The organism is Sphingomonas sp. AP28, from assembly GCF_056680455.1.
The window spans coordinates 177,530-200,107 of sequence record NZ_CM155283.1 but is presented as its reverse complement, the minus strand read 5'-3'; the positions used below and the strand labels follow the sequence as shown (position 1 = coordinate 200,107).

Here is a 22,578-nt window from a genome sequence, read left to right as displayed (position 1 = left end):
TCGGCATCAACGAGTGGACTTCTATATGGGAGGGTCAGCTCGGCTAAAACTAAATTCTTCACTGCGCCGACGAACGTGGAGGAATCGGAGGGGAAGGTCGACCCAGAACCAGACATTCCTGAGGCACTTCGCGCTGCCCAGCTTCGGACGTCCGTTCATGCAAAATTATGATACCGGTCGCTCAATTGCTGGGGGTCTAATGCAGCTAGCTAGTAAGGGACTGGCCAGCGACACGAAGTGCGCCAGCCAGTTCCGTTATCAGAGTTCGCGCAAAGCCTGCTCACTGCTGTCGATATAGCGCTTCCGCTGCAGGACGCCGAAGCGGCCATACGGATAATCATCCGGCGTGGGCGCACTGGCGTTGTCCAGCATGGTCATAGCGTCTGAATCTAGAACGACGTCCGCGGAACCTAGATTGTCGCGAAGCTGCTCCATCGTGCGTGCGCCGATGATCGGCGCGGTCACGGCCGGCTGGTCCCGGACCCACGCAAGAGCCACTTGGCTTGGGGTGGCGCCGATGCGATCGGCGATGGCACGGACGGCGTCCAGCGTGCCCCAACTGCGATCGTCGTTATGCAACTGCTTGGCTTGATGCTGTGTCATGGGGTCGTCGGACGCCAGCCGCCCCTTCGGCGCCGATGTCTCGCCGCGCACATACTTCCCCGTCAGGAAGCCCGCAGCGAGCGGCGACCACGGCAGGATACCCACGTCGTTATGGAGGGCGGCGGGCACGACCTCGTATTCGACCTCTCGGTACACCAGGCTGTACTGCTGTTGCAGCGTCACGGGCAGCGGTACCCCCATCGCCTTGGCGGTCGAGACGAACAGCTGCAGCTGCCAACCGGTGAAGTTGGAGATGCCTACATAGTGGATCTTGCCCGCGCGCATCGCTGCGTCGAGGAAGGACAGCGTCTCCTCGACCGGCGTCAGCGCATCCCAGCCGTGCATCTGGAACATGTCGATCGTCTCGACGCCCATGCGGCGCAGCGATGTGTTGAGCGAACGGTCGAGATGGCGACGGGACAGCCCGACATCGTTGATACCCGGCCCGGTCCCGAACCGCGCCTTGGTGGCGATCGCGACCTGATCGGTCACGTCGCTGGAACGACTGGCGCGCCAACGGCCGATCAGTTCTTCGGAGGCGCCCTTGCCGTACACGTCCGACGTGTCGATCATGGTGCCGCCGGCCTCCACGAACGCGTCCAGGATCGCGAAGGCGTCCTTCTCTTCGGTTTCGGTGCCGAAGCCCATGGTGCCGAGGATCAGGTCGGAGACGGACAGGCCCGACGAGCCGAGTTTGCGGTATTTCATGAATGATCTCCTGTTCGACGGTGTCGAGGGGTTGGTGAATAGGGAAAAGGTTGGGCGGTCCGGACCGGTGGGACCGGCGCGATTACTCCGGGCGAACTTTGAACCAGCCCTGCGCCATCTCGATGATCGCCCACAGTTTATCGGGAATGTGCAGCGCGCGGGCTTCGCTCTTGGCGACGTCGGTCTTGATCGCGTCGTCGCGACCGTCGCGCGCCTTCGACACCCAGTCGGGGTCGATGACCAGCGCCTGGCCCAGGGCGACGAGAGACAGCCCGGCGGCGATCGCCTCCTTGGCCTGCGCTGGCGTTCGCACCTGACCAGCGGCGATTACCGGCACGCGCCCGGCGACATGCCGCGTCATCACTGTCACGATCGGCGTGCCATCGGGATCGTCGACCGGTGTAGCGTGCAGCGCATCGGGAAGCGAGACGTGCAGGTAGTGGATGCCGGCGTCGATCAGGCGATCGACCAGCACGAGCGTATCCTTGATACGCAAGCCGTCCTCGTTCGGCTCGTCCGGCGAGATGCGATAGCCGATGACGAACGGCTGCGTGGCATGCTCTGCGACGACGCTGCGGACATCCTCGACCAGCGCAAGCGGGAAGCGCAGTCGCTTCTCAAGCGTGCCGCCCCAACGATCGTCGCGTGTGTTGGAGTGGGGCGAGTAGAAGTTCTGCGGGATGAAACCGTGCGCGCCGTGGATCTCGACGCCGTCGAAGCCGGCTTCGATCGCGCGCCGCGTGGCCGCTCCGAACGCGGCGATCATGTCCACGACCTCGGCATCGCTTAGCGCACGCGGGGTGACGGCGGCCGAGAACGGACCCGGCTCACCCGGTACTGCGCTGGCCGCGACGATGTCGTCGGAGAGGTCTGGCGTGGTCTTCACCCCAGCATGGAAAATCTGCAGGATCGCGGGCGCGCCGCCGCTCTTCGCAGCAACGGCGAGCTTCGTCAGGCTAGGCAGGAAGCTGTCGTCGTACGAGGCGAACTCGCCGGTGAAGCCGACGCCGTTGGGCTGGACATGCGTGCAGCCGGTGATGACGAGGCCGACGTCCTTCACCCGCGCCTGGTAATAGTCGACTTCCTGATCGGACACCGTGCCGTCGTCGTTGGCCGACCACGTCGTCATCGGCGACATGACGAGCCGGTTGCGAAGCGTCAGGCCGGGGGCGAGTGCGAGGGTTTCAAAGATGCTGGCGTCGTTCATGCTCGAATTCCGGTCCTTGCCTGTGATGGCGTGACGCGGCCTCTCCGCCGCGCCCTGAATTTAGGACGGGTCGGACTGGTCGATTAGATCACCAGATGTGCATGAACCTAGAAGTGGAGGTAATGAAACCAGTTCGCAAGTCCGATGCTACCCCCTGTAGCGCAGCGCATTCACGAGGAGCGTGAAGGCCGGCGTGGGCTGGCGCCGGCTCGGATAATAGAGGTGATAGCCGGGTAGCGCCTGGCTCCAGTCGGGCAGCATTTGGACAAGTCGGCCGGTATCGAGATGATCCTGCACGATCATCTGGGGCTGGTAGCTGAGGCCAAGCCCGGCGATGGCGCCCTCGACGATCATGTCGATCGCGTTGAACACAAGCTGCCCTTCGGTACGGACTTTCAGTTCGTGGCCGTCCTTCTCGAACGGCCAGAAGCGCAGGCCACCTGAAGTCGGCAGCCGCAGGTTGATGCAGCGATGCCGAACCAGGTCCTGCGGATCGTCGAGCGGCGGATTTGCGTCGAAGTACGCAGGTGAGCCGACGAGAGCCATCGGCATGTCGGGTGCGATCCGGACCGCGATCATGTCCTTGGCGACCTGCTCCCCCAGACGGACGCCGGCATCGTAGCGTTCGCTGACGATGTCGGTCAGACCGTAATCGTTGACGATCTCGACGTTGAGGTCGGGATAGTCGGGCAGCAACGTCTTGAGGACCGGCCAGAGATAGGCTTCGGTGGCGTGCTCGACCGAACTGATCCTGATCGTGCCGGCTGGTTTCTCGCGCAGTTCGCTCAGCGCGGCGATGCTGGCATCGAGATCCTCCAACGCCGGCTGCAACGTGTGGAGCAGGCGCTGCCCTGCATCGGTCGGGGCCACGCTCCGGGTCGTTCGCGCCAGCAGCCGAAGACCTAGCCGCGTTTCGAGGCGACGGACGATCTGGCTGAGCGCGGACTGAGAAATGCCAAGCTTAGCCGCGGCGCGCGTGAAGCTCTGCTCCTCGGCAACGACGACGAAGGCGGTCAGATCGGCCATCTCCTCACGGCGCATCTATAACTCCCGCTTCTAGGCTCATGCACATCTACCCGTCTAACCGCACAAATCGATACATGCCACTTTAGGATCATCGCGCACTTCGAAGGGATGATCATGAGCAAGGTCTGGTTTGTGACGGGGGCAAACAGCGGCATTGGTGCCGGCATTGTCAACGCCGCGCTTGCGGCCGGTAACCGCGTCGTGGCGACCGGCCGGAGCATAAAGAAGCTCCGCGCGGCGTTCCCAGACGCCGACGACCAATCGTTGGCGCTGGTCGAACTCGACGTCACTGACGAGGGGCAGGCCTATGCCGCCGTCGCGAAAGCCGTCGAACTGTTCGGCACCGTCGATGTACTCGTCAGCAACGCCGGGTTCTGCGTGCTCGGCAACTTCGAGGATCTGGCGGCGGCCGACTTCGAACGCCAGATGGCGACCAACTTCTACGGCGCGGTGCACGTCATGCACGCGGTGCTGCCGGTGATGCGTCGGCAGCGTTCGGGGCACATCTTCACGATCAGCTCGGTCGCTGGCGGGGTCGGCATGAGTCAGTGCTCGGCCTACAGCGCTAGCAAGTTCGCGCTCGAAGGCCTGTCGATGGCCGTTGCCGCAGAGGTCGAGCAGTTCGGCATCGACGTGACAATCGTCGAGCCCGGCTTCTTCCGGACCAGCTTCCTCAACCAGAACAACTACGAGGCGATCGACACCAGGATCGACGACTACGCGACTGAAGGCTCGGCCCGCGAAGGCTACGCCGCGTATGACGGCAACCAGCCCGGCGATCCCGCCAAGCTCGGCGAAGCACTCTTGACGATCAATGCGATGGACAAGCCGCTGAAACTGTTTGTCGCGGGCAGCGATGCGATCGGGATGCTCAAACCACCAGCGGAAGAGCGTCTGCGCGCGATCTCTGCGCAGGTCGAACTGTCTCACTCCACCGACGGCGCCTTCTGACGATGTCGCCTGCTCGACCCATTACGCTGGAGGTTAATGGCCAGCGCCATGACCTCCGGCTGGACACCCGCACGACACTTCTCGATGCCTTGCGCGAGCATGCCGATCTCCCCGGTACGAAGAAGGGCTGCGACCAAGGGCAATGCGGCGCATGCACCGTCCATATCGATGGCGAGCGCGTGCTGAGTTGCCTCACGCTGGCGGCGCAGGCCGAGGGACGACGTATCACGACGATCGAGGGCCTTCAGGCACCCGACGGGGCCTTCCACGCCGTGCAGACCGCCTTCATGCAGCATGACGCCTTCCAGTGCGGATACTGCACGCCGGGCCAGATCATGTCCGCCGTCGCGTGCATTCGTGAGGGTCACGCCAACAGTGACGACGAGATCCGCGAATATATGAGCGGCAATCTGTGCCGCTGCGGCGCCTATCCGCACATCGTCGCCGCGATCCGCGATGCTGCCGGTCGGATGAGCAAGGGAGCGTCGCTGTGAAGCCGTTCGATTACCTGCGCGTCGACGACGTACCGGCCGCCATAATCGCGACAACAAAGCCGGAGACGAAGTTTCTCGCGGGCGGCACCACGCTGCTCGACCTGATGAAGCTCAACGTCGAACGACCGGCCCACGTAGTCGACATCACGCGCCTGCCCGGTCTCGATGCCATCGAGGTTGGCGACGATGTCATTCGCATCGGTGCGCTCGCCAAGATGAGCAAGGTCGCCGATCATCCCGGTATCAAGGACGCGGCGCCAGTACTGTCCGAAAGCCTCTGGCGCGCCGCGTCGGCGCAGTTGCGGAACATGGCCTCCATTGGCGGGAACCTGATGCAACGTACGCGGTGCACCTATTTCCGCGATCCTGGCGCCTACGCGAACTGCAACAAGCGCAACCCAGGTTCTGGCTGCGCGGCAAAGTCGGGGATCAATCGCAATCATGCGATCCTCGGCATCAGCGACGCCTGCATCGCGGTCTATCCCGGCGACTTCGCGGTTGCGCTGGTGGCATTCGATGCGACCGTGATCGTCCGTGGATCGGTCGAGCGGCGCGTACCCATCGATCGCTTCTTCCTGTTGCCTGGCATCACGCCGCATCTTGAGCACGCGTTGGCACCCGGTGAGATGATCGTGGCCGTGGAAGTGCCGCGCTCCCCTGTCCTCAAGCGTTCGCACTACCTTAAGGTACGTGACCGGGCGTCGTATGAGTTCGCCACGACCAGCGCCTCGGTCGGCATTGAACTTGCGGATGACGGCTACACGATCCGCGACGTCCGGATTGCAGTGGGCGGCGTTGCTACCAAGCCATGGCGCTTGCACGCCGTGGAAGCCGTGCTGAAGGGCAAGCGCTTCGACGAGGCGACCCTGCGTACCGCGGCAGCAGCGGCGGTGAAGGGTGCACGGTCGAGCGGTCATAATGCGTTCAAAATCGAGCTGACGCCGAAGGTCATCGCGCGTGCGCTGATGACGGCAGGAGACCTGGCATGACGTCCACGAACGATCTCGATCGCCGCGCCATCATGAAGCTGGGCGCTGGCGCAGCCGCAGTGGCTGGCATGACGGTCGATCTGACAGTCAGCGAAACTTCGGCCAGTCCGCTTGCGCCTTCGAAGGAGCCGGCGCTCGGCGCACCATTGTCGCGCGCAGAGGGGCCGCTCAAGGTGACCGGACAAGCGCGATACGCGATCGAACAGGCGTTGGAGAACATGGCCTACGGCGTCACCGTGCAATCCACACGACCGGCCGGGCGCATCGTCAGCATCGATATCACTGCCGCAAAGGCATTGCCCGGCGTCATCGACGTCTACACGTTCCAGAATACGCTAAAGCTCAACAGACCGACCTTCTACGGCGCCGGTGGCGGAGCAACGGAGGTGTTCACGCCGATCCAAGACAATGTGGTCCGGTTCAACGGCATGCACGTCGCGCTCGTCGTCGCGGATAGTTTCGAGCAGGCGACCGAAGCAGCCAGCCTGCTCAAAATCGTCTACGAGAATGCACCTCCGATCGTCGATCTTGACGATCCCAACGCCAAGCCCCAGCCGATCGACGCGATGGGCGCCAAATGGGGCGACGCTGCAACCGCCCTCGCCAATGCCGCGATCAAGGTGGAAGCCAGCTACTCGACAGCCCGCGAGTACAACGTACCGCTAGAGCCGCATGCCTGCATCGCATCCTGGGAGGGGGACCGGATCACCGTCTGGGAACCAAGCCAGTGGGTCGGCGGTGCGCGCAGCGTCGTCTCTGAATGGCTCGGCATTCCGGCAGAGAACGTTCGGATCATCTCGCCCTATGTCGGTGGCGGCTTTGGCTCGAAGATTGGTGCGCATCCCCATGTCGGGCTGGCCTGCGCCGCCTCGCGCAAACTCGGGCGGCCGGTCAAGGTGTCGCTGACCCGGCCGCAGACCTTCACTGGCCTTGGCGGCCGGCCGGCGACGCGGCAAAACATCGCGATCGGTGCGAGCAAGGACGGCAAGATCGTCTCGATCGTTCATGAAAGCTGGAACGAGACGGCGATCGATGAGGTGCACGTCGAGACCTGCAACAACGTCACCAAGATCATGTACGCGACGCCGAACTTCGTCTCGCGCGTAAACGTCACGCCGGTCCATACAGTCATGCCCGGCTGGAAGCGCGGCCCCGGCGAAAACCCGAGCGCCTGGGCGCTGGAAAGCGCGATGGACGAGCTCGCTTATGCGCTCGACATGGACCCAATCACGCTCCGGCTCGCGAACTGGGCCAAGGTCGATCCGAGCAACCAGATGCCTTGGTCGACACGTCAGCTGCGTGAAGCCTATGCCGCGGGGGCGGACGCAATCGGCTGGTGGCAGCGGGACCGACGTCCTCGTTCGATGCGCGAGGGCCGCGAGTTGATCGGCTACGGCATGGCGGCCGGCGCCTATCCGATGATCCGCACCGCCAGCGAAGCGAAAATCGTGTTCCATGCGAATGGTCTGATCGAGGTACTGAGTTCCGGTACCGATATCGGCACCGGCACCTACACCATCCTCGCACAGGCGGCTGCTGATGTGCTCGACGTGCCAGTCGACACCATCAAGGTGCGGCTGGGCGACACCATTCTGCCGCGGTCCGCGCTCGCTGGCGGGTCGCAGCAGGCTAACAATCTCGGCGGTGCCGTCACACGCGCCGCAAGGAACGCGCGCGACGCGCTAGTGGCGCTGGCGGCTAACGATCCAAGATCGCCGTTGGTGACCGCGAAAATCGGGGATCTGACCTACGCCAAGGGCGCGATCCGTCCGACCCGCCGTCCCGGCAGAGGTTTGGCGATCGCCGACCTGCTCAAGGCGGTCGGCAAGGTCACGCTCGAAATCGAGGGCAACACATTCGCCGCGGATGCTACCGAGGAGATGAAGAAGGGCGCCGACCGCAGCTTCGCGCAATTGAAGGGCGCGACGGAGGGCGGCGTGTCCGCTCATGCCTGGTGCGCGCAATTCGTCGAGGTGCGCGTCGACGAGGATTTCGGCACGATCCGCGTCAAGCGCATGGTGTCGGCGTTCGATAGCGGCCGCATTTTCAATCCAAAGCTTGCCGAAAGCCAATGGTTTGGCGGCATGATCATGGGCATCGGGCAAACCCTGCTCGAGGAGGGGCTGATCGATCAGCACGACGGCCGCACCGTCAACGCCAACTTTGCCGACTATGCGGTACCGGTGAACGCTGACGTCCCCGAGATGCAGGCGATCTCGGTTGGCATTCCCGACATGAAGGCTACCGCGTTGGGCGGCAAAGGCGTCGGCGAAATTGGCGTGGTCGGTGTGGCGCCGGCTATCGGCAACGCCGTTTTCCACGCAACAGGTCAGCGCATCCGAAGCTTACCAATCACGCCGGAAAAACTGGCGTAGTCCGCGCGATTAACTGGGTATTCCCCTGCATCGACCTAGATCTGGACGTTCACGCGCCCTCCCGAGCTCCTCAACTTCAGACGCGTGTTCAACTTCGCAATGTGAACAAATTCGAAACCCGGCTTCGCGCTCGCGAATGTCGCCATGGAAGGATAATGGACATTCAATTCGGAGCCTGAACTAGCCGGATTAGCGAGCCGTCCGGGTCGATTAGCGCGCCAACGAGGCCACCCCACGGCTCCCTTTTCGGCCGATGAATGCGCGGCCAGCCCTTCGTGGATTCGGGTACACCTGCAGATAATAGAATCTCGAAGAACGCGCCAACGTCGTCCATCCTAAAACAGCAGCTAAACGAGCTCTGTGCCGGATCAAGATCGGGGAACGGGAAGAATTCCAGAATGAGATCACCCCGTTTAAGGATCATCCAATGAGCGTCTTTCCAAGTCGGCTCAAATCCACACTGCTCGTAGAAATGGGCTGTAATCTCGAACTGCCTAGAAGGAAGGTTGGGCGTAGCTAAGTCGGGCATCTCAACGGCTCCCATCATAATCCGACTCCGGTAGATCAACTTCTCCGTTTGGCCGCAAGGCGCCAAGACGGCCAGCAGTGCAGATCCAGCGAGACCCAATTGCGGTCATTTCCGGCCGCTTCCTCGCTCCTCGACTCCGGTCGTTCATTCACCTCGCCGGGAAGCCCATTCTACAATCTGCGTGTCGCGGGATTGATAGCTGACGCGGACGTAGCAGCAGGTTAGATCGCCGGCACGGCCACGACACTCCCGTTGCACCAAGCCCTCACTATTATATATTATCGGTTTAATTAGTTTGCGGGGTAACTATGCCGGCAGCTCATTGTGTATCAACGCTCAATGGGGTCATCCTGCAGGCAGATCAGGGCTTTCTCGATCTATTGCAGCGCCGTGAAAGCGACGTGATTGGGATCTCATATAGGCAGATTACCGACCCCCGGGATTTGCAGCGAAGCGGTAATATGCTGTCGGTCTTAGAAGCGGCTGCCGCCCCAGTCCGATTGCAGAAGCGATATCTGCGCCCTGACGGTACTTCAATCGCAGCGAACCTTCTGGTCACTCGCTTCTCTGACCCTGACCGCCTGATTAGTACTCTGTTCTGGCACGAGGGCGGCCGTGATCTGCCGCCAGCTAGGCTATGGGAAGCGGCGCTCCGTATACGCCATGTCCACGATGCACGAGTCAAGCTCTTCGGCGCTGACCTCAGCACCGACCCAATTGGATCGCTCCTCATCGGCATTTATCTGGCCGAAGCAGAAGGCCGTGCGGTAGGCTTGAACCAGATCGCGACCTATGCGGGCGTAGCAATCTCAACTGCTACCAGGTGGGTGGCCGTACTGCGCCAGCGCAATATCATTGACGCCCAAGCGGACGCTACATTCAATCTTCAACTAACTCGAGCGGGATTGGATCGGGTCGAGGCTATGCTTGCAACCGTCTACGAAGCGCCCGATGCATCCATCATGCTGATGTGACGCTAGGGGACCATCGGGCAGAGGTGACCCAATCCCGGCCATTCAGGCGCCCCTTCCCGCTGCCCGAAACCTGCCGCTCGTTCATATGTGCGGACGACTGACCGTCCGGGCGAGCCTGGCGAGCCGGTAGGAACGTCTTATTCTGGGTACTTTTTGCCAATCAGCTTTCAGGATTGGAACGTTCGAAAGCCGTCGGTACAGGGTGTCACAACCGTTCGGTTGTGACACCGGGCGCATCATGGCCACTCGCGCTCCATTTCGGCCGTTCACTCGATCGGCATGCGTTCCCGAAACCGGCCGTTCAAACCGCTCGTCCAATTCCCGTTTTCCCATGTCCGACCGGCAATTTCAGGAAAATGCAATCGGGAACAGATTTCGAGAAAGCGTAACCCGGAAGGGACGCGCAGCGCGTGTATCAACGGCCTTGTCCTGTTTGACCTTCCCTTTTGGGAATGGTGAGTTGGGCACGAAGTTGTCCAGCCGAGACTTAACCCGGAAATAATCTGCCGGTTCTATCGGCATTGAACATGATCGATCGCCAAACGAGAGCAAGCGCGTCAGCGGTCCTCAGCGGATCCTTGGTTTTGGCCGTTGTCCTTCTGGGGGAAGGAGGACCGTTCACTTCCGAATGGATATTTCCCGGATTGCTCATGCTATTCAACGGTTGGGCTGTGACCTTCAACTTGCTGACCTTCGCTATCGGCCGCAGCGAGGAGGCGTTTACGGTCAACCATATGAACGATGGTGACGAGCCCGACCGTCCAATGTCACCTCGGCTAACAACCGCAGTAATGGCCGTTTTTTGGATCAACGGCGCGGTTTTGCTAGCAACCGTCACCGGCTGAAACGCAACTTTGCGGTTTTAGTATAAGCAGATCAATCCTCGAATTTTATTACCTCCGAGTGGGGGTTTCATAATATACTATTTACCGATACTTCATAATACTTGAAAATGATCAAAATATCATAGAGGCAATATGCGCTTATTTTTTATCTTGGCCTCCCTTCTGGCCTCTTCTTGTAGTTCTACTGGCTATTCGTCTGCCGATCGTCAAGTAAGTGACTGCTTTGCTATGTCGATCGTCTACAAAAATATGGCAGAATTCACGAATGCGCCATCGGAACAAAAAAGAGCTATGGAAGTCTTAAACCGCCACTACACGAGCGTCTTTCAAAATACCGTTGCAAGACTTAGCGAAAAAGATGGAGATGTGAACGGCTACAGCGCAATGACGAAGAAGACTATGAGGCAGGTTGCGGACGCACCTTTGGAATGGAAGGACAGGTTCATTCACTGCGCACCGCAGCGGACATAACCCTTAACGCAGCCCCTTCTCGATGGCCGCTTTGCTTACACCTATTGTAAAAGCAGTCCATCCGCATTTGTCTCCAACCCGGTGATTCCCGATTCGATCCCAATCGACAAGCCGAAAAACGCCCTACGGCGTCTTACTGGCGTAGGCGCTGATCCAAGCTGGCGGCTCCTGCTCTAGTCGCCCGTCAACCTTCACCTGTCGCTCCCGAGCCCATCGGTACGCCCACATGGGACCGAACTTCGTCGCGACCGCAGGCATGACCGAATAGGTCGGGTCGGCTTGTGCCTGTGCGAGTGAAACGAACCCGTAGCCGGCTGACCGAAACAGGCTGAGTAGCGGTTCGATCGTCGCGGCATTCAAGCGGTTGGCATGAAGAAGCATGATGGCCGGCACCTCGCGGCCAAGAACCTTGCGGTCCAGCTCTCCATAATAGGTAATCTGGACCCGGGTATGGTCCAAATAGGCCCGCTCGACCCGCTGCATCATAGCCATGTCACGCTTGGCGAAGGCGCGTTCGTAGGCACTGTTGAACAGGTAATCGGACGTGTCGATTGTCGATGCAGCGAGTTTGTAGCCATGACTGGCGAGAAGCTTTTCGATCGCGAGCCGCTTGGCCTCGGTGTCGCCGACATGGTTGTAGGGGAAGCGGAAGAACTGGATGAGACAGTCGCTCGATGCCGCCATCGGTCGGATGGTTGCTTCTCCCTTCATGACCTCCTTCTCGATCCCCGCAACGTCGAGGTCGTTGCTGTCGAAATGGCTGTAACCGTGATTGCCAAGGGCTAGGAGGCCCTTGTTCCACTCGGCAAGTAGGCGAGGACCAGCAGGCCCAAGTGCCTGCACCTTGTCCTCGTTGACGAAGCCGGTCGCGGGAACGCGAGCGCGCCGCAGCGCGCTGACGATGCGGCGCTGTGCTTCAATAGCTGCGTCGGGGGAGACGGCCGATCCGTCACTGGCATAAGGCAGGTCATCGAAGGTGATCGCAACGACCCGACCGGCTCTGGGCGGCGACGGTCGATCAGCGGACACGGGGACCGCCAAGCTGGCGAAGCCGACAAGCGTCAGCGTGGTCATCAAGGGCCGGCGAAGGGAACGGACTGTGAGACGGACTTTCATGTCCCAACACCTAGCCGATCGTGGTCGAAGGTGAGAAGCTTTCCCGATTTACCATCGATTCCGAGAACGCCTGTTTCGTCTCGATCACCGTTCCAGACCGTGCGAAAACTCGCTGGGTGATTCCACAAGGTTGCTGACGGGCGTATGCTGTAATCATGGCATATATCGAGGGTCATGCGCGCGACCAGGCGCTGCTGCTGCCGGCATCGGTAGAGGATTATGTGGCAGCGGATAGTCCGGTTCGGTTCATCGACGCGTTCGTTGATGACCTCGATCTGGGCGAGGCCGGTTTTCATCGGTCGCGGCCGAAGGCGACGGGGCGGCCAGGCTATGACCCGGGCGACATGCTCAAGCTGTACCTGTACGGCTATCTCAACCGGGTGCGGTCGAGCCGACGGCTGGAAGCCGAGGCGGCACGCAACCTCGAGCTGATCTGGCTGCTGCGTGGGCTTCGGCCAGACTACAAGACCATCGCTGACTTTCGCCGCGACAACCGGAGCGCCTTCAAGGCAGTGTTCCGCGCCTTCGTCGTCCTATGCCGCAAGCTCGACCTGTTCGGGCGCGAGCTGCTGGCGGTGGACGGCACGCGGCTGAAGGCGGTGAACAACCCGGGACGCAACTTCTCCCGTGACAAGCTGGCCAGGTATATTGCCGCGGCCGACGAGCGGCTTGAGGGGTATCTTGCCGAGATGGACGCCATCGACCGCGGCGAGGATGGCCATGGGCCTGGCCGCAGCGGGGCACTGGCCGCAAAGATCGCCAGGGTGCGCGAGCGGCGTCAGGCCCAGGAGGCGATGCTGCACGAGCTGAACGCCAGCGGCGAGAGCCAGATATCGCTAACCGACCCAGATGCGCGCGCGATGGTCACGGGTCGAAAGACCACGGTGGGCTACAACGCGCAGGTAGCGGTGGATGCGAAACACAAGCTGATCGTCGAGCAGCACGTTACCAACGCCGGCACCGACATGGGTCTGCTGGCACCCACTGCTGGGGCGGCGAAAGACGCGCTAGGCGTCGAGCAGATCGATGTGGTCGCCGACATGGGCTATTACAAAGGCGAGGACATCGAAGCATGCGAGGCGAATGGTATCACACCCTTCGTCGCCCGACCGAGACGGGGCAGCGCCATCGCCAATGGCCGTTTCTCTAAGGATCTCTTTCGCTACGATGCTGAGGGGGACGCGTACCACTGCCCAGGTGGCCGGACCCTCGACATCAGCTATCGCGCAGTGACGCGCGGCCACGCCAACATCCAATATTCCAACCCCGCCGCCTGTTCAGACTGCGCAATCAAGGTGAACTGTACCAGCAGTCGCTGGCGGCGCATCAACCGTTGGGAAAACGAGGCGGTGCTGGACCGCATGGCGGGGCGCTTGGTTGCGCGCCCTGATATTCTTGCCGTTCGCCGCGAGACGGTCGAACACCCGTTCGGCTCGATCAAGCAATGGATGAACCAGGGCGCATTCCTGATGCGCGGGCTGGAGAAGGTTCGCGCCGAGTTCAGTCTGACCGCGCTCGCATACAATCTAAGAAGAGCCATTACCCTCATCGGCGTGCCGGGGTTGATCAGGGCCGTACAGGGCTGATCAAGCTCGCCAAATCTGCTGCGCAGCGCTCAATGGCCTCCCCTTGAAGCCACCACAGCGCCACCACGGCAGTAACTCAAAAATATTTGCGCCCAGCTCCACCGTTTAACAAAAGACGTCCGTGCCCATGTGACGGCGAGTTCTCGCACGGTCTGCGTTCGTTTTTAGGAAGACCGGGTCGGCCCCACAGCCGCCTCCGACCGTAAAGCAGTGTCAGCAGGTTGTCGGAATCGAGGGTGTCGCGCTGTCCGAACGTTCGCAGGTTGGGACGGCGATCCGCTGGATGATTGCGAACAGGACGATCAAAACCGGAAGAACGAGCAAACTGGCTTCCGGTCCGGTGGTGCCCCCCGTTAGCAATGGCGAGCCGTCGAGGTTGGCGGACAGGAGGCTGGCTGGGGGTTTGCCTCCGCTGTTGTTAAACCCGAAGACGAAGCTCTGGCTGAAATTCCACGAGGCGTGAAAGCCGAGCGCGAACCAGAGGGAACCCGTCTTTAGCAGGCTGTACGATAATGCCAGGCCAAGCAGTCCAGCGGCGATGATGCCGAGTACCGTCTCGCCTTCGTTTCCGATGTGCCCGTACATGAACCAGGCACTACTCAAGACGGCGGTCGGCCAAAAAGAGAGCGCACGGCAAATTTGCACGAAGGCATAGCCGCGATGCAGACCTTCCTCACCTGCTGCTTGAGCCAGCCACAATATCGCAGACATCATCAAGCTCGAAATCGCTGCTGATATGGTCGGGGTGGCGATGCCGAACGTGACAGCACCCAACAGCCACATCAAACCTGCCATAACCGCGAGTAGTATGAAGCCGGTCGCAAGCCCCCAAGCTGTGAGCTTCATTGCGCTGCCGAATGCCCATGCCGAGAGTTTAAACGGCTCTTTGAAGATTCGGAGAACCAGCGCGGTCGGCACAATAACCAACCCAAGCAGCAATAACACTGCCCTCGCCGTACCTGTCGCCGTGCCGCCTTGCGCGAGTTGAAGAAGAGATGCGCCGAGGAGGCCCTTCGCCACAGCCGAGACGAGAAGCGCACCGACAAATGCCAAGGCTAGATAGCTGACTGCCTTTCCAACGGCGCTTAGCCTTGATCGGGAACCCGATCGAGTTGCCAAGAACGATTTGGTCGTCATCGATCCTCCTGCCGCGCCGTGCGATCTTCGTGTGTTGCTGCGGTACAACACAGCGGTCAACGAGGCATTCCGACGGTACCTCGCTTTTCCCAAAATTCGATCCATTCCGAGAATCCCGCGCCCCGCCGCGCGGTGACATATATCGCTGACAGAAGGTGCCAATTAGCGCTGATATCTACAGATGCCGTTCCGTTTTGAGATGCCTTTAATGGAGAGTACCGTTCGGTTACGTTGCGATATGCCACTCCAAATTACGATTCCTGAGCATCCATCTGACGCCGACCGTAACGCGATTGCCGCGCCGCTTCGCGCATACAACGTTGCCCGTGGCGGGGACCCGCGCATTCGTTCGGTCGCTATCCTACTGACGGATGATGCTGGCTCTCATGTAGGCGGCTTGTGGGGTAAATGTGCCTACGATTGGCTGTTTGTCGACCTACTCACCGTGCCGGAAGAATATCGTGGTGGAAGCTATGGCAAAAGGTTGATGGCAGAGGCGGAGAGCATCGCTCGCGCAAACGACTGCATTGGGGTGTACCTTGATACCTTCGAGTTCCAGGCCAGGGGGTTCTACGAAAAGCTGGGTTTTGAGGTTTTTGGGGAATTGGAAGATCATCCAATCGGACAGCGGAAATTCTTCCTTCGAAAGCGCCTTAAATAGAAGAGCATCTGCCCTTGATCCTCACAGAGAATGATGTTGAGGATGTTGCCGGCCTATATGCGCGCTGCGCCGACTACTTCCTCTTGCAGGACGGTGAGCCGGCAACACGTGCGGATGCCACCGAGCTGTTTCGCGATGTCCCGGAGGGGAAAAGCGCTGCGGATCAAACCATTCTTGGTTGGCGCGGTAACAACGGCCTCTACGCCGTCGCAGCCATCCTAAGTGATTATCCAGACGATGGCGTTTGGTATTTGGGCTTCCTGATCGTCGACGAGGCCCAGAGAGGCCAGGGTACAGGTCGCTCGATCTATGAAGCCATTGAGCGATGGGTCGAAGCTCGCGGAGCGCGGGAGATGCGGCTGTCTGTCCTTGAGGAGAACGAGGGGGCAGAAAGGTTCTGGCGGTCGCTGGGATACAGGGAGCTTCGGCGTGTCGGCCCCGACCTTTTCAAGAGGCTAAGGCATCGCCGCATAGAGCTAACCCGTCCCTTGTGCGGCGTTCCGGGCATACCAGCCCTCTAACGCCATTGCAGCTGCCACTCTCATTTCTCGATCCTTTTGGGAATGAGCAGGAGCCGGTTAGACGGATAGGCGGTATCGCCGCATACGGAGGTCGCCCCGCGCATACAGGTCGCTGTCGAGCGGGACTGAAACCGTTCCTTCATAGCTCGCTCCGGCATTATCCAGCGTGCGGCAAGATGCAGCATTATCCGGCCGAACGGTGATCCAGATTTCATTGAAACCGTGGTGGTGAGCAATCGGACGCAATACCGCTAGCGCCATGCTCGCGTAGCCGTGGCCCCTATGTTCTGGTTCGACCTTGTATCCCACATGCCCGCCATACATGCGCATATAGTCGGTGTTCCCGAGGCGAAGCTGGATGGTACCAACCACCTTCCCGGCAGCCACTATGTCGTAGAATTCAGCCGGTGACCAACCCCGTGCCGGATCGGCTTCCGTCACCTTCTGCAATTTCAATGTGACCGCCATAATCGCCTCTAGCGTCCGATACCTCGATCTATCACGCCATCTAGCACGCGCTACGGGCGCTTCACGCGCTTCCCGTTTGAGCATCCTATTTGAGAAATCGGCCGACCCAGTGCTCTGGCTATTGAGCGAGGGGGCTTCGCTTGTGGTGTCAACGCTCTGGATTGGTGATCGTAACACCCCCATATTCAAGTTTGAAAAGGGGACGGCGATGGTCAGCACATCCAACGACGGCATCATGTCCGAGTATCTCGTAAAATACGCTCTTGTGAAAACGAGCGAGCGTGAGCGGCCGACAGAGCTTCTTGAAACGCTCTATATATCCGAGCGCTTTCAGGCTGGCGAGGACCTTAAGTCTTTGAAAGATAACTACGATCATTCTGTATGGAATGGGGTTCCCGCATCGGAAATAGACCAGCGCCTTGTCGCACTGGACACGTTCATGAAGGAACTTGCGCGAAATCGCGCGGCTATGTGGGGCGTGAACTAATCCATCTGCCCGGAACCGCCATTTGGAGGTGGAATTGAACGACGATAAGATAGGTGATCGCTACCTTCTGGAGCAAGCCAAGGCCGCATTGAGGGACAATGATCAAGATCGAGCAGCCCCTATCTTGTTCCAGATAGCCGAGCGTGGCGCCGCCCTGGCGAAGATGAAAGTTGCAAACGACGTTGTTTGATGACTACCAAAGCAGCGTCGCGTTGGCGTGAAGCCGTTCCCGTATCCTGATCCTTTTCGAAAATGCGGGCCGTGTCACAACCGGTCGGTTTTGAAACCGGCTCACCACCCTAGCTTTTCCGCGGGTTGCGGAGTGTCACGACGCCGGGTCAGAATACGAGTGTGTGAACTATGCCGCTGCGTTCTCAGCAGGGACGATCTGCCCAGGGGGCGTGCGGCCGCGAGGACCCACAAGCCGCCATTCAGGAGGCTGTTTCGCCTCCCCGACTTCCGACATTCGTTAATGTACCAAACCGACCGGGTTCCCGTCCGTACATCACACGCGAGCATGTCTGGAAGGTGAGATAACCGGCCAGTTGACTGACGGCCATGACGACATGCCGATCATCGGGTTTGCGTGAGTTCCCAACAATCTAAGCGTCCCATTTACATTCCGCCGATCACCATTAATTAGGTCAGGCTACCATACGTAATATGTATGCCGTGCCGATGAACCAGGTAGCTGTCGATACGGTGCTTTTAGATGAGGCAGCCAATGGCGGACGACGCTTCCCGCATTGAAATCGATCGTAATGCCGAGGGCCATGGCCTTCTTGGCGACGAGTTCGTTCCAGGCGAGACCGTCTCAAAGGAAACCGCGCCTGCGACGGGGCCTGTCGTGCCACTCGAGCCTGCGCGACGACGGTGGCGTAAGCCGTTGCTGTTGATCGCGCCGATCATTCTGATCGTCGGCGCGCTTGCCTTCTACCTGCACGGCGGACGTTACGAGACGACGGACAACGCTTATCTCCAGTCGGGGCTGGTGTCGGTCAGCCCAAACGTACCGGGCCGCGTGATCGCGATCGCGGTGCGCAACAACCAGCACGTGCGCAAGGGCGACCTCCTGTTCCAACTCGATCCGGCCCCCTTCAAGGCTGAGGTCGCCGAGGCTCAGGCGCAGCTGGCGGCAGCAGTCACCGAAGTAGCATCACTGCGTGCCAATTATGCGCAAGGCGCCTCCGAGCTCGCGACGGCGCGTACCCGCGTGGTCTTTGCCGAACGCGAGGCGGCACGACAGAAGCAGCTCGTCGGCGAAGGGATCTCGAGCCAGGCGCAATATGACCAGGCACAGCTCGCCGCACAGACCGCACGCCAGGCGATCCAGACGACGACGCAGCAGAATGCAAGCGTGCAGGCGCAGCTGTCCGGTAACGTCGATACGCCGCTCGGCCGACAGCCGGGCGTGCAGCGTGCGCAGGCGGCGCTTGAACGTGCGCAGCTCAACTTGGGCTATACGGCCATCCGCGCTGCGCAAGACGGGATTGTCGCCAAGGTAGACCAACTCCAGGTTGGCAATTACGTCACAGCCGCCCGCCCCGTGTTCAGCCTGGCCGGCACTCGCATATGGGTCGAGGCAAACTTCAAGGAGGACCAGTTGCGCTACATGCGTCTCGGCCAACCTGCTACGGTGAAGATCGACGCATTTCCCGACCTGCATCTGACCGCACGCGTGACCAGCTTCAGCCCCGGTACGGGCAACAGCTTCTCGGTGCTCCCTGCGGAGAATGCTACGGGTAACTGGGTGAAGGTTGTCCAACGCCTGCCGGTCGAACTGACGTTGGACCGCGTTCCAACCGACGTCCCGCTCCATGCCGGGCTCAGCGTCGAAGTCGATGTCGATACAGGCCATGTCCGTCACCTGTTCGGCGCTGATACACCGCCCTCCGCCCCGCGGGGGAACGCTGTCCGGTGACGAATGCCGTGACAAACACCGTGACCGATACGGCGCTTCCCGATCCGACGACGCGCAAGTTCATTACCGCATCGGTGATGGCGGCAACGGTCATGAACTCGCTGGATTCGACGATCGCCAATGTCGCGCTTCCGCACATGCAGGGTAGCGTCTCGGCCTCTGCCGATCAGATCACCTGGGTTCTTACGAGCTATATCGTCGCCGCCGCGATCGTGACCCCTTTGACCGGTTGGATGGCGGGGCGGTTCGGGCGCAAGCGGTTGATGCTCTACTCGATCATCGGCTTCACGATCGCCAGCGGGCTTTGCGGGGTTGCCACCAGCCTTGGCGAGCTCGTCGGCTTCCGCCTGCTCCAGGGCGTGTTCGGCGCAGCGCTCGTGCCGATGAGCCAGGCCATCCTCCTCGACATTAACAAGCCCGAGGATCACGGATCGGCGATGTCGATCTGGGGAATGGGCGCGATCCTGGGGCCGATCGTCGGTCCTGCGCTCGGCGGTTGGCTAACCGACAATTACGACTGGCGCTGGGTGTTCTTCATCAACCTGCCGATTGGCGTGCTCGCTTTTGCAGGGCTGTATTTCTTCCTGTCGGAGACCAAGTCGATCGAGAAGATCAAGCTCGACCTGTTCGGTTTCGCGATGCTGGCGCTGGCGATCGCCTCGTTCCAGGTGATGCTCGATCGCGGGCAACAGCTCGACTGGTTCTCCAGCCGCGAGATCATCATCGAGGCTGCGCTCGCGGTCTTCTTCTTCTACCTGTTCATCGTCCAGACGCTGACCGCGACGAAGCCGTTCATCGACATCTCACTGTTCGCGGACCGCAATTTCGTCGCCAGCTCGGTCCTGGGCTTCTTCCTCGGCGTGCTGATCTTCTCGGTGCTCGCGTTGCTCCCGCCCATGTTAGAAGGGCTGATGGGGTATCCCGTTGTACTGACCGGACTCGTCACTGCGCCGCGCGGTCTCGGCACCATGATCTCGATGATCACCGTAGGCCAGCTCATCAAGCGCGTTGATCCACGCCTATTGATCGGCAGCGGCCTGGCGATCGCGGCCTATTCAACGTGGCGGATGAGCGGGTTCTCGCTGGGTATGGACGAGAGCCTGATTGTCAGTACCGGCTTTATTCAAGGGCTGGGAACGGGTTTGGTCTTCGTGCCGCTGTCGACGGTCGCATTCGCCACGCTCGACAGCCGGCTGCGCAACGAAGGCGCGGCGATGTTCACGCTGATCCGCAACATCGGCTCGGCGATCGGCATCTCGGTGCTGCAGTTCATGACGATCCGCAACACCGACACGGTGCACGCCCGGCTTGTCGAGGGTGTGCGGCCCGACAATCCGGCGTTGACCACCGGCCTGCCCGACTTCGACTTCAACTCGCTGTCGGACCTTGCTCGGCTCAACGGCGAGATCACCCGCCAGGCCAGCATGGTGTCCTATATCGACGCCTTCTATGCGTTGTTCGTGGTGACGCTGATCACCGCCCCGCTAATCTTCCTCATGCGCCCGCCTCGAAAAGGGGCTGCGGCGCCGACCATGCACATGGACTGAGCCAATGACGCGTCGCCCCCCATTCTTCGCGGCGAGCGCCGCACTCGCGCTAGCCGGTTGCACCGTCGGCCCGGATTTCACGCGCCCCGCCGCTCCCGGCCAGACCGGCTATGTATCGCCAGTAGATCCGGCACCGCGCAATACCGGGGGGCCGTCTGCGGCGCCCGGACAGGGACCACAACTCGCCTGGTGGCGCGCGTTCGGATCGTCGCAGCTCGACGCGTTCGTCGATCGGGCGATCGCGCACAACGCCTCGCTAGAGGCCAGCAACGCGACGCTCGCGGCGGCGCGGCAGGAACTGGCGGCGGCGCGTGGGCGACAACTGCCTCAGGTCGACGCGAACGCCCGCGTCGAGCACGAACAGGTCAATCTCCAGGCGTTCGGTTTTCCCGGGACCAATCCGGAATTCGATCTCTATTCGGTCGGCGGCGGCATCTCGTATCCGCTAGACCTGTTCGGACGACGCCGTCGCGAGACCGAGCAGGTCGGCGCCGAAGCGGAAGCGCAACTCCGCCAGACGCAGGCCGCCCATCTCTCGATCGCGGGACAGGTGGTCAATCAGGTCCTGCTAATCGCCGCGATCCGCACGCGTATCGAGACCGCAAACCAGCTGCTGGCCGAGGATCGCCGCAACGTCGATCTGACGCAGAAGCGCAAGGATGCGGGCGAAGGAACGCTGGTCGAGGTTCTCAACGCGCAGGCGCAGTACGAAGCCGATCGATCGGACATTCCGCAGCTGGGGCAACAGCTTGCCGAGGCGCGCCACCTGCTCGCGACGCTCACCGGCACCGCGCCGGCGGATCTCGGCGCGACCGAGTTCGACCTGAATGGCTTCACGCTGCCGCGGTCCGTCCCGGTCACGCTGCCGTCCGCGCTGGTCCATCAGCGGCCCGATATCCTGCAGGCGGAGGCAAACCTCCATGCGTCGACGGCCGCTATCGGCGTCGCCACGGCGAACCTGTATCCCGACATCACGCTGGGCGCGACGGTGACGCAGGGTACGCCAAGGATCGGCGACCTCTTCTCGGGCGCGACGCGCGGCTTCGATCTGTTCGCCGGGCTGACCGCGCCGATCTTCCACGGCGGGACGCTGAAGGCCGAGAAGCAAGCCGCCTTCGAGCGGGCGCGGGCGGCAGACGCGACATACCGCCAGACTGTACTCGACGCCTTCCGCCAGGTCGCCGACCTATTGCAGTCGCTCGACAGCGACGCGCGGTCGGTCGCCAACCAACGCGAGGCCGTCGACGTGGCGAGCCGCTCGCTCGGCTTGTCGCGGCGAAGTTTCCAAGTCGGAAACACGGGCATCCTGCAGACACTTGACTCGGAACGGCTCTACCAACGGGCAACGTCGAACCTGGTCGAGTCGCGTGCGCGTCAGTTCCTCAACGTCGCGCGTCTATACGTAGCAACGGCGGGGGGCTGGACAGGCAACGCGAACTCAGCCGACAGCTCTACGATCGCCGCTCAGAGATAGCCCAGGCAGAGCGCCAGAACGAGCGCGATCATTGCGGCGAGTATCGAACCAAACACCGTGGGATACAGACTGGTATCCCGACACAAGCCTTGGCCGGCCACCTGGTTAAGCTCTTCCATGCCACGCTCCATAAGAACGCTCTCGGATCTTGCCCGATGGCCTATCGTGTCTCAACCTCGAGGTCGGTTCAAGCCAACGATCCTTACCTTTGCGAGCTCGATGCCAACGCGTCGCGCGCGTCGATATGAGCAGGGCATACAAGCGCTGAACAACCGCCTCACCCATGACATTTACCGCCACGTCGGGTCTGTCACAGGGCATCTCGGGAATCCGGCCGAGGATCTGATGAGCGAAGCGGCGCGCGGTCTCTGGGGCGGCTTCTGGGTAGTTGCCGGCCTTCGGGAGGGGGCGGCTTCTTTGTGCGGCGCGTCCTCGATGCCGTCTCCCACATGTACCAAGGGGCATCGTTCGAAAGCTTGCATCGGCCG

General features: G+C 61.2%; 24 protein-coding genes. 15 read left to right on the top strand and 9 right to left on the bottom strand.

Going from position 1 to position 22,578, the window contains the following annotated elements; genetic code table 11:
- Positions 1 to 258: 258 nt before the first annotated feature.
- The 3 genes from AC1MH0_RS00915 to AC1MH0_RS00905 form a co-directional block, all read right to left on the bottom strand.
- Positions 259 to 1,311: an aldo/keto reductase gene (locus AC1MH0_RS00915; RefSeq protein ID WP_480964281.1), complete on the bottom strand. Its 1,053-nt coding sequence runs from the start codon at positions 1,309 to 1,311 to the stop codon at positions 259 to 261.
- A gap of 82 nt (positions 1,312 to 1,393) precedes the next feature.
- The gene (locus AC1MH0_RS00910; protein WP_480964280.1) at positions 1,394 to 2,518 is read right to left on the bottom strand and encodes an NADH-dependent flavin oxidoreductase; all 1,125 of its coding nucleotides are present in this window, start codon (positions 2,516 to 2,518) and stop codon (positions 1,394 to 1,396) included.
- 147 nt (positions 2,519 to 2,665) lie between these two features.
- On the bottom strand, positions 2,666 to 3,559 hold the full coding sequence (locus tag AC1MH0_RS00905; protein ID WP_480964279.1) for a LysR family transcriptional regulator: 894 nt from the start codon (positions 3,557 to 3,559) through the stop codon (positions 2,666 to 2,668).
- Between the two features lie 99 nt (positions 3,560 to 3,658).
- On the opposite strand from AC1MH0_RS00905, the gene AC1MH0_RS00900 reads away from it, so the two are divergent.
- From AC1MH0_RS00900 to AC1MH0_RS00885, 4 genes are read left to right on the top strand one after another with little or no spacing between them, the layout of a single operon-like run.
- Positions 3,659 to 4,495: an SDR family NAD(P)-dependent oxidoreductase gene (locus AC1MH0_RS00900; protein ID WP_480964278.1), complete on the top strand. Its 837-nt coding sequence runs from the start codon at positions 3,659 to 3,661 to the stop codon at positions 4,493 to 4,495.
- A gap of 2 nt (positions 4,496 to 4,497) precedes the next feature.
- Positions 4,498 to 4,989 (top strand): (2Fe-2S)-binding protein, encoded by a 492-nt coding sequence (locus AC1MH0_RS00895; RefSeq protein ID WP_480964277.1) that lies wholly within the window; start codon positions 4,498 to 4,500, stop codon positions 4,987 to 4,989.
- Positions 4,986 to 5,978 carry an FAD binding domain-containing protein gene (locus AC1MH0_RS00890; RefSeq protein WP_480964276.1) on the top strand — a complete coding sequence of 331 codons (993 nt, stop codon included), beginning with the start codon at positions 4,986 to 4,988 and terminating at the stop codon, positions 5,976 to 5,978. The genes AC1MH0_RS00895 and AC1MH0_RS00890 overlap by 4 nt, the downstream gene beginning before the upstream one ends.
- Positions 5,975 to 8,353, top strand: coding sequence for a xanthine dehydrogenase family protein molybdopterin-binding subunit (locus AC1MH0_RS00885; protein WP_480964275.1), 2,379 nt, complete (start codon positions 5,975 to 5,977; stop codon positions 8,351 to 8,353). Before AC1MH0_RS00890 ends, AC1MH0_RS00885 begins: the two co-directional genes overlap by 4 nt.
- Before the next feature lie 163 nt (positions 8,354 to 8,516).
- Here the strand turns inward: AC1MH0_RS00885 and AC1MH0_RS00880 are convergent, their stop codons facing one another.
- A complete protein-coding gene (locus tag AC1MH0_RS00880; RefSeq protein ID WP_480964274.1) occupies positions 8,517 to 8,882 on the bottom strand; it encodes a bleomycin resistance protein in 366 nt (121 codons plus the stop codon).
- Positions 8,883 to 9,190: 308 nt separating this feature from the next.
- Here AC1MH0_RS00880 and AC1MH0_RS00875 point away from each other — a divergent pair, with 308 nt between their 5' ends.
- From AC1MH0_RS00875 to AC1MH0_RS00865, 3 genes are all read left to right on the top strand, one after another.
- Positions 9,191 to 9,856, top strand: a complete 666-nt coding sequence (locus AC1MH0_RS00875) for a PAS domain-containing protein (RefSeq protein WP_480964273.1) — start codon at positions 9,191 to 9,193, stop codon at positions 9,854 to 9,856.
- Between the two features lie 527 nt (positions 9,857 to 10,383).
- Positions 10,384 to 10,701: a hypothetical protein gene (locus tag AC1MH0_RS00870; protein ID WP_480964272.1), complete on the top strand. Its 318-nt coding sequence runs from the start codon at positions 10,384 to 10,386 to the stop codon at positions 10,699 to 10,701.
- A 132-nt stretch (positions 10,702 to 10,833) separates the two neighbouring features.
- On the top strand, positions 10,834 to 11,172 hold the full coding sequence (locus AC1MH0_RS00865) for a hypothetical protein (protein WP_480964271.1): 339 nt from the start codon (positions 10,834 to 10,836) through the stop codon (positions 11,170 to 11,172).
- 123 nt (positions 11,173 to 11,295) lie between these two features.
- Here AC1MH0_RS00865 and AC1MH0_RS00860 read toward each other — a convergent pair whose 3' ends face one another.
- Together AC1MH0_RS00860 and AC1MH0_RS00855 are read right to left on the bottom strand one after the other, a co-directional pair.
- Positions 11,296 to 12,246: a polysaccharide deacetylase family protein gene (locus tag AC1MH0_RS00860; protein ID WP_480964270.1), complete on the bottom strand. Its 951-nt coding sequence runs from the start codon at positions 12,244 to 12,246 to the stop codon at positions 11,296 to 11,298.
- A gap of 38 nt (positions 12,247 to 12,284) precedes the next feature.
- A complete protein-coding gene (locus AC1MH0_RS00855) occupies positions 12,285 to 12,584 on the bottom strand; it encodes a hypothetical protein (protein WP_480965811.1) in 300 nt (99 codons plus the stop codon).
- On the opposite strand from AC1MH0_RS00855, the gene AC1MH0_RS00850 reads away from it, so the two are divergent.
- Positions 12,480 to 13,874 (top strand): IS1182 family transposase, encoded by a 1,395-nt coding sequence (locus tag AC1MH0_RS00850; protein WP_480965796.1) that lies wholly within the window; start codon positions 12,480 to 12,482, stop codon positions 13,872 to 13,874. The two genes, AC1MH0_RS00855 and AC1MH0_RS00850, sit on opposite strands and share 105 nt — an antisense overlap.
- Positions 13,875 to 14,087: 213 nt before the next feature.
- On the opposite strand, the gene AC1MH0_RS00845 is transcribed toward AC1MH0_RS00850, so the two are convergent.
- A complete protein-coding gene (locus AC1MH0_RS00845; RefSeq protein ID WP_480964269.1) occupies positions 14,088 to 15,011 on the bottom strand; it encodes a CPBP family intramembrane glutamic endopeptidase in 924 nt (307 codons plus the stop codon).
- A gap of 181 nt (positions 15,012 to 15,192) precedes the next feature.
- Between AC1MH0_RS00845 and AC1MH0_RS00840 the strand changes: the two genes are divergently transcribed.
- Both AC1MH0_RS00840 and AC1MH0_RS00835 read left to right on the top strand, forming a co-directional pair.
- Positions 15,193 to 15,672 carry a GNAT family N-acetyltransferase gene (locus AC1MH0_RS00840; protein ID WP_480964268.1) on the top strand — a complete coding sequence of 160 codons (480 nt, stop codon included), beginning with the start codon at positions 15,193 to 15,195 and terminating at the stop codon, positions 15,670 to 15,672.
- Between the two features lie 14 nt (positions 15,673 to 15,686).
- Positions 15,687 to 16,193: an N-acetyltransferase family protein gene (locus tag AC1MH0_RS00835; protein ID WP_480964267.1), complete on the top strand. Its 507-nt coding sequence runs from the start codon at positions 15,687 to 15,689 to the stop codon at positions 16,191 to 16,193.
- 57 nt (positions 16,194 to 16,250) lie between these two features.
- On the opposite strand, the gene AC1MH0_RS00830 is transcribed toward AC1MH0_RS00835, so the two are convergent.
- Complete coding sequence (locus AC1MH0_RS00830) at positions 16,251 to 16,661, bottom strand: GNAT family N-acetyltransferase (protein WP_480964266.1); 411 nt, start codon at positions 16,659 to 16,661, stop codon at positions 16,251 to 16,253.
- Between the two features lie 76 nt (positions 16,662 to 16,737).
- On the opposite strand from AC1MH0_RS00830, the gene AC1MH0_RS00825 reads away from it, so the two are divergent.
- The 5 genes from AC1MH0_RS00825 to AC1MH0_RS00805 all read left to right on the top strand — a co-directional run bounded on the left by AC1MH0_RS00825 (position 16,738) and on the right by AC1MH0_RS00805 (position 22,090).
- Positions 16,738 to 17,148 (top strand): hypothetical protein, encoded by a 411-nt coding sequence (locus tag AC1MH0_RS00825; RefSeq protein ID WP_480964265.1) that lies wholly within the window; start codon positions 16,738 to 16,740, stop codon positions 17,146 to 17,148.
- Positions 17,149 to 17,182: 34 nt separating this feature from the next.
- On the top strand, positions 17,183 to 17,338 hold the full coding sequence (locus AC1MH0_RS00820; protein ID WP_480964264.1) for a hypothetical protein: 156 nt from the start codon (positions 17,183 to 17,185) through the stop codon (positions 17,336 to 17,338).
- A gap of 534 nt (positions 17,339 to 17,872) precedes the next feature.
- Positions 17,873 to 19,069 carry an HlyD family secretion protein gene (locus tag AC1MH0_RS00815; RefSeq protein ID WP_480964263.1) on the top strand — a complete coding sequence of 399 codons (1,197 nt, stop codon included), beginning with the start codon at positions 17,873 to 17,875 and terminating at the stop codon, positions 19,067 to 19,069.
- A gap of 20 nt (positions 19,070 to 19,089) precedes the next feature.
- Positions 19,090 to 20,616, top strand: coding sequence for a DHA2 family efflux MFS transporter permease subunit (locus tag AC1MH0_RS00810; protein ID WP_480964262.1), 1,527 nt, complete (start codon positions 19,090 to 19,092; stop codon positions 20,614 to 20,616).
- Between the two features lie 4 nt (positions 20,617 to 20,620).
- Entirely contained in the window at positions 20,621 to 22,090 is a 1,470-nt protein-coding gene (locus AC1MH0_RS00805; RefSeq protein WP_480964261.1) for an efflux transporter outer membrane subunit, read from the top strand.
- Here the strand turns inward: AC1MH0_RS00805 and AC1MH0_RS00800 are convergent.
- Positions 22,081 to 22,209, bottom strand: coding sequence for a hypothetical protein (locus AC1MH0_RS00800; protein ID WP_480964260.1), 129 nt, complete (start codon positions 22,207 to 22,209; stop codon positions 22,081 to 22,083). The two genes, AC1MH0_RS00805 and AC1MH0_RS00800, sit on opposite strands and share 10 nt — an antisense overlap.
- Positions 22,210 to 22,578 lie beyond the last annotated feature (369 nt).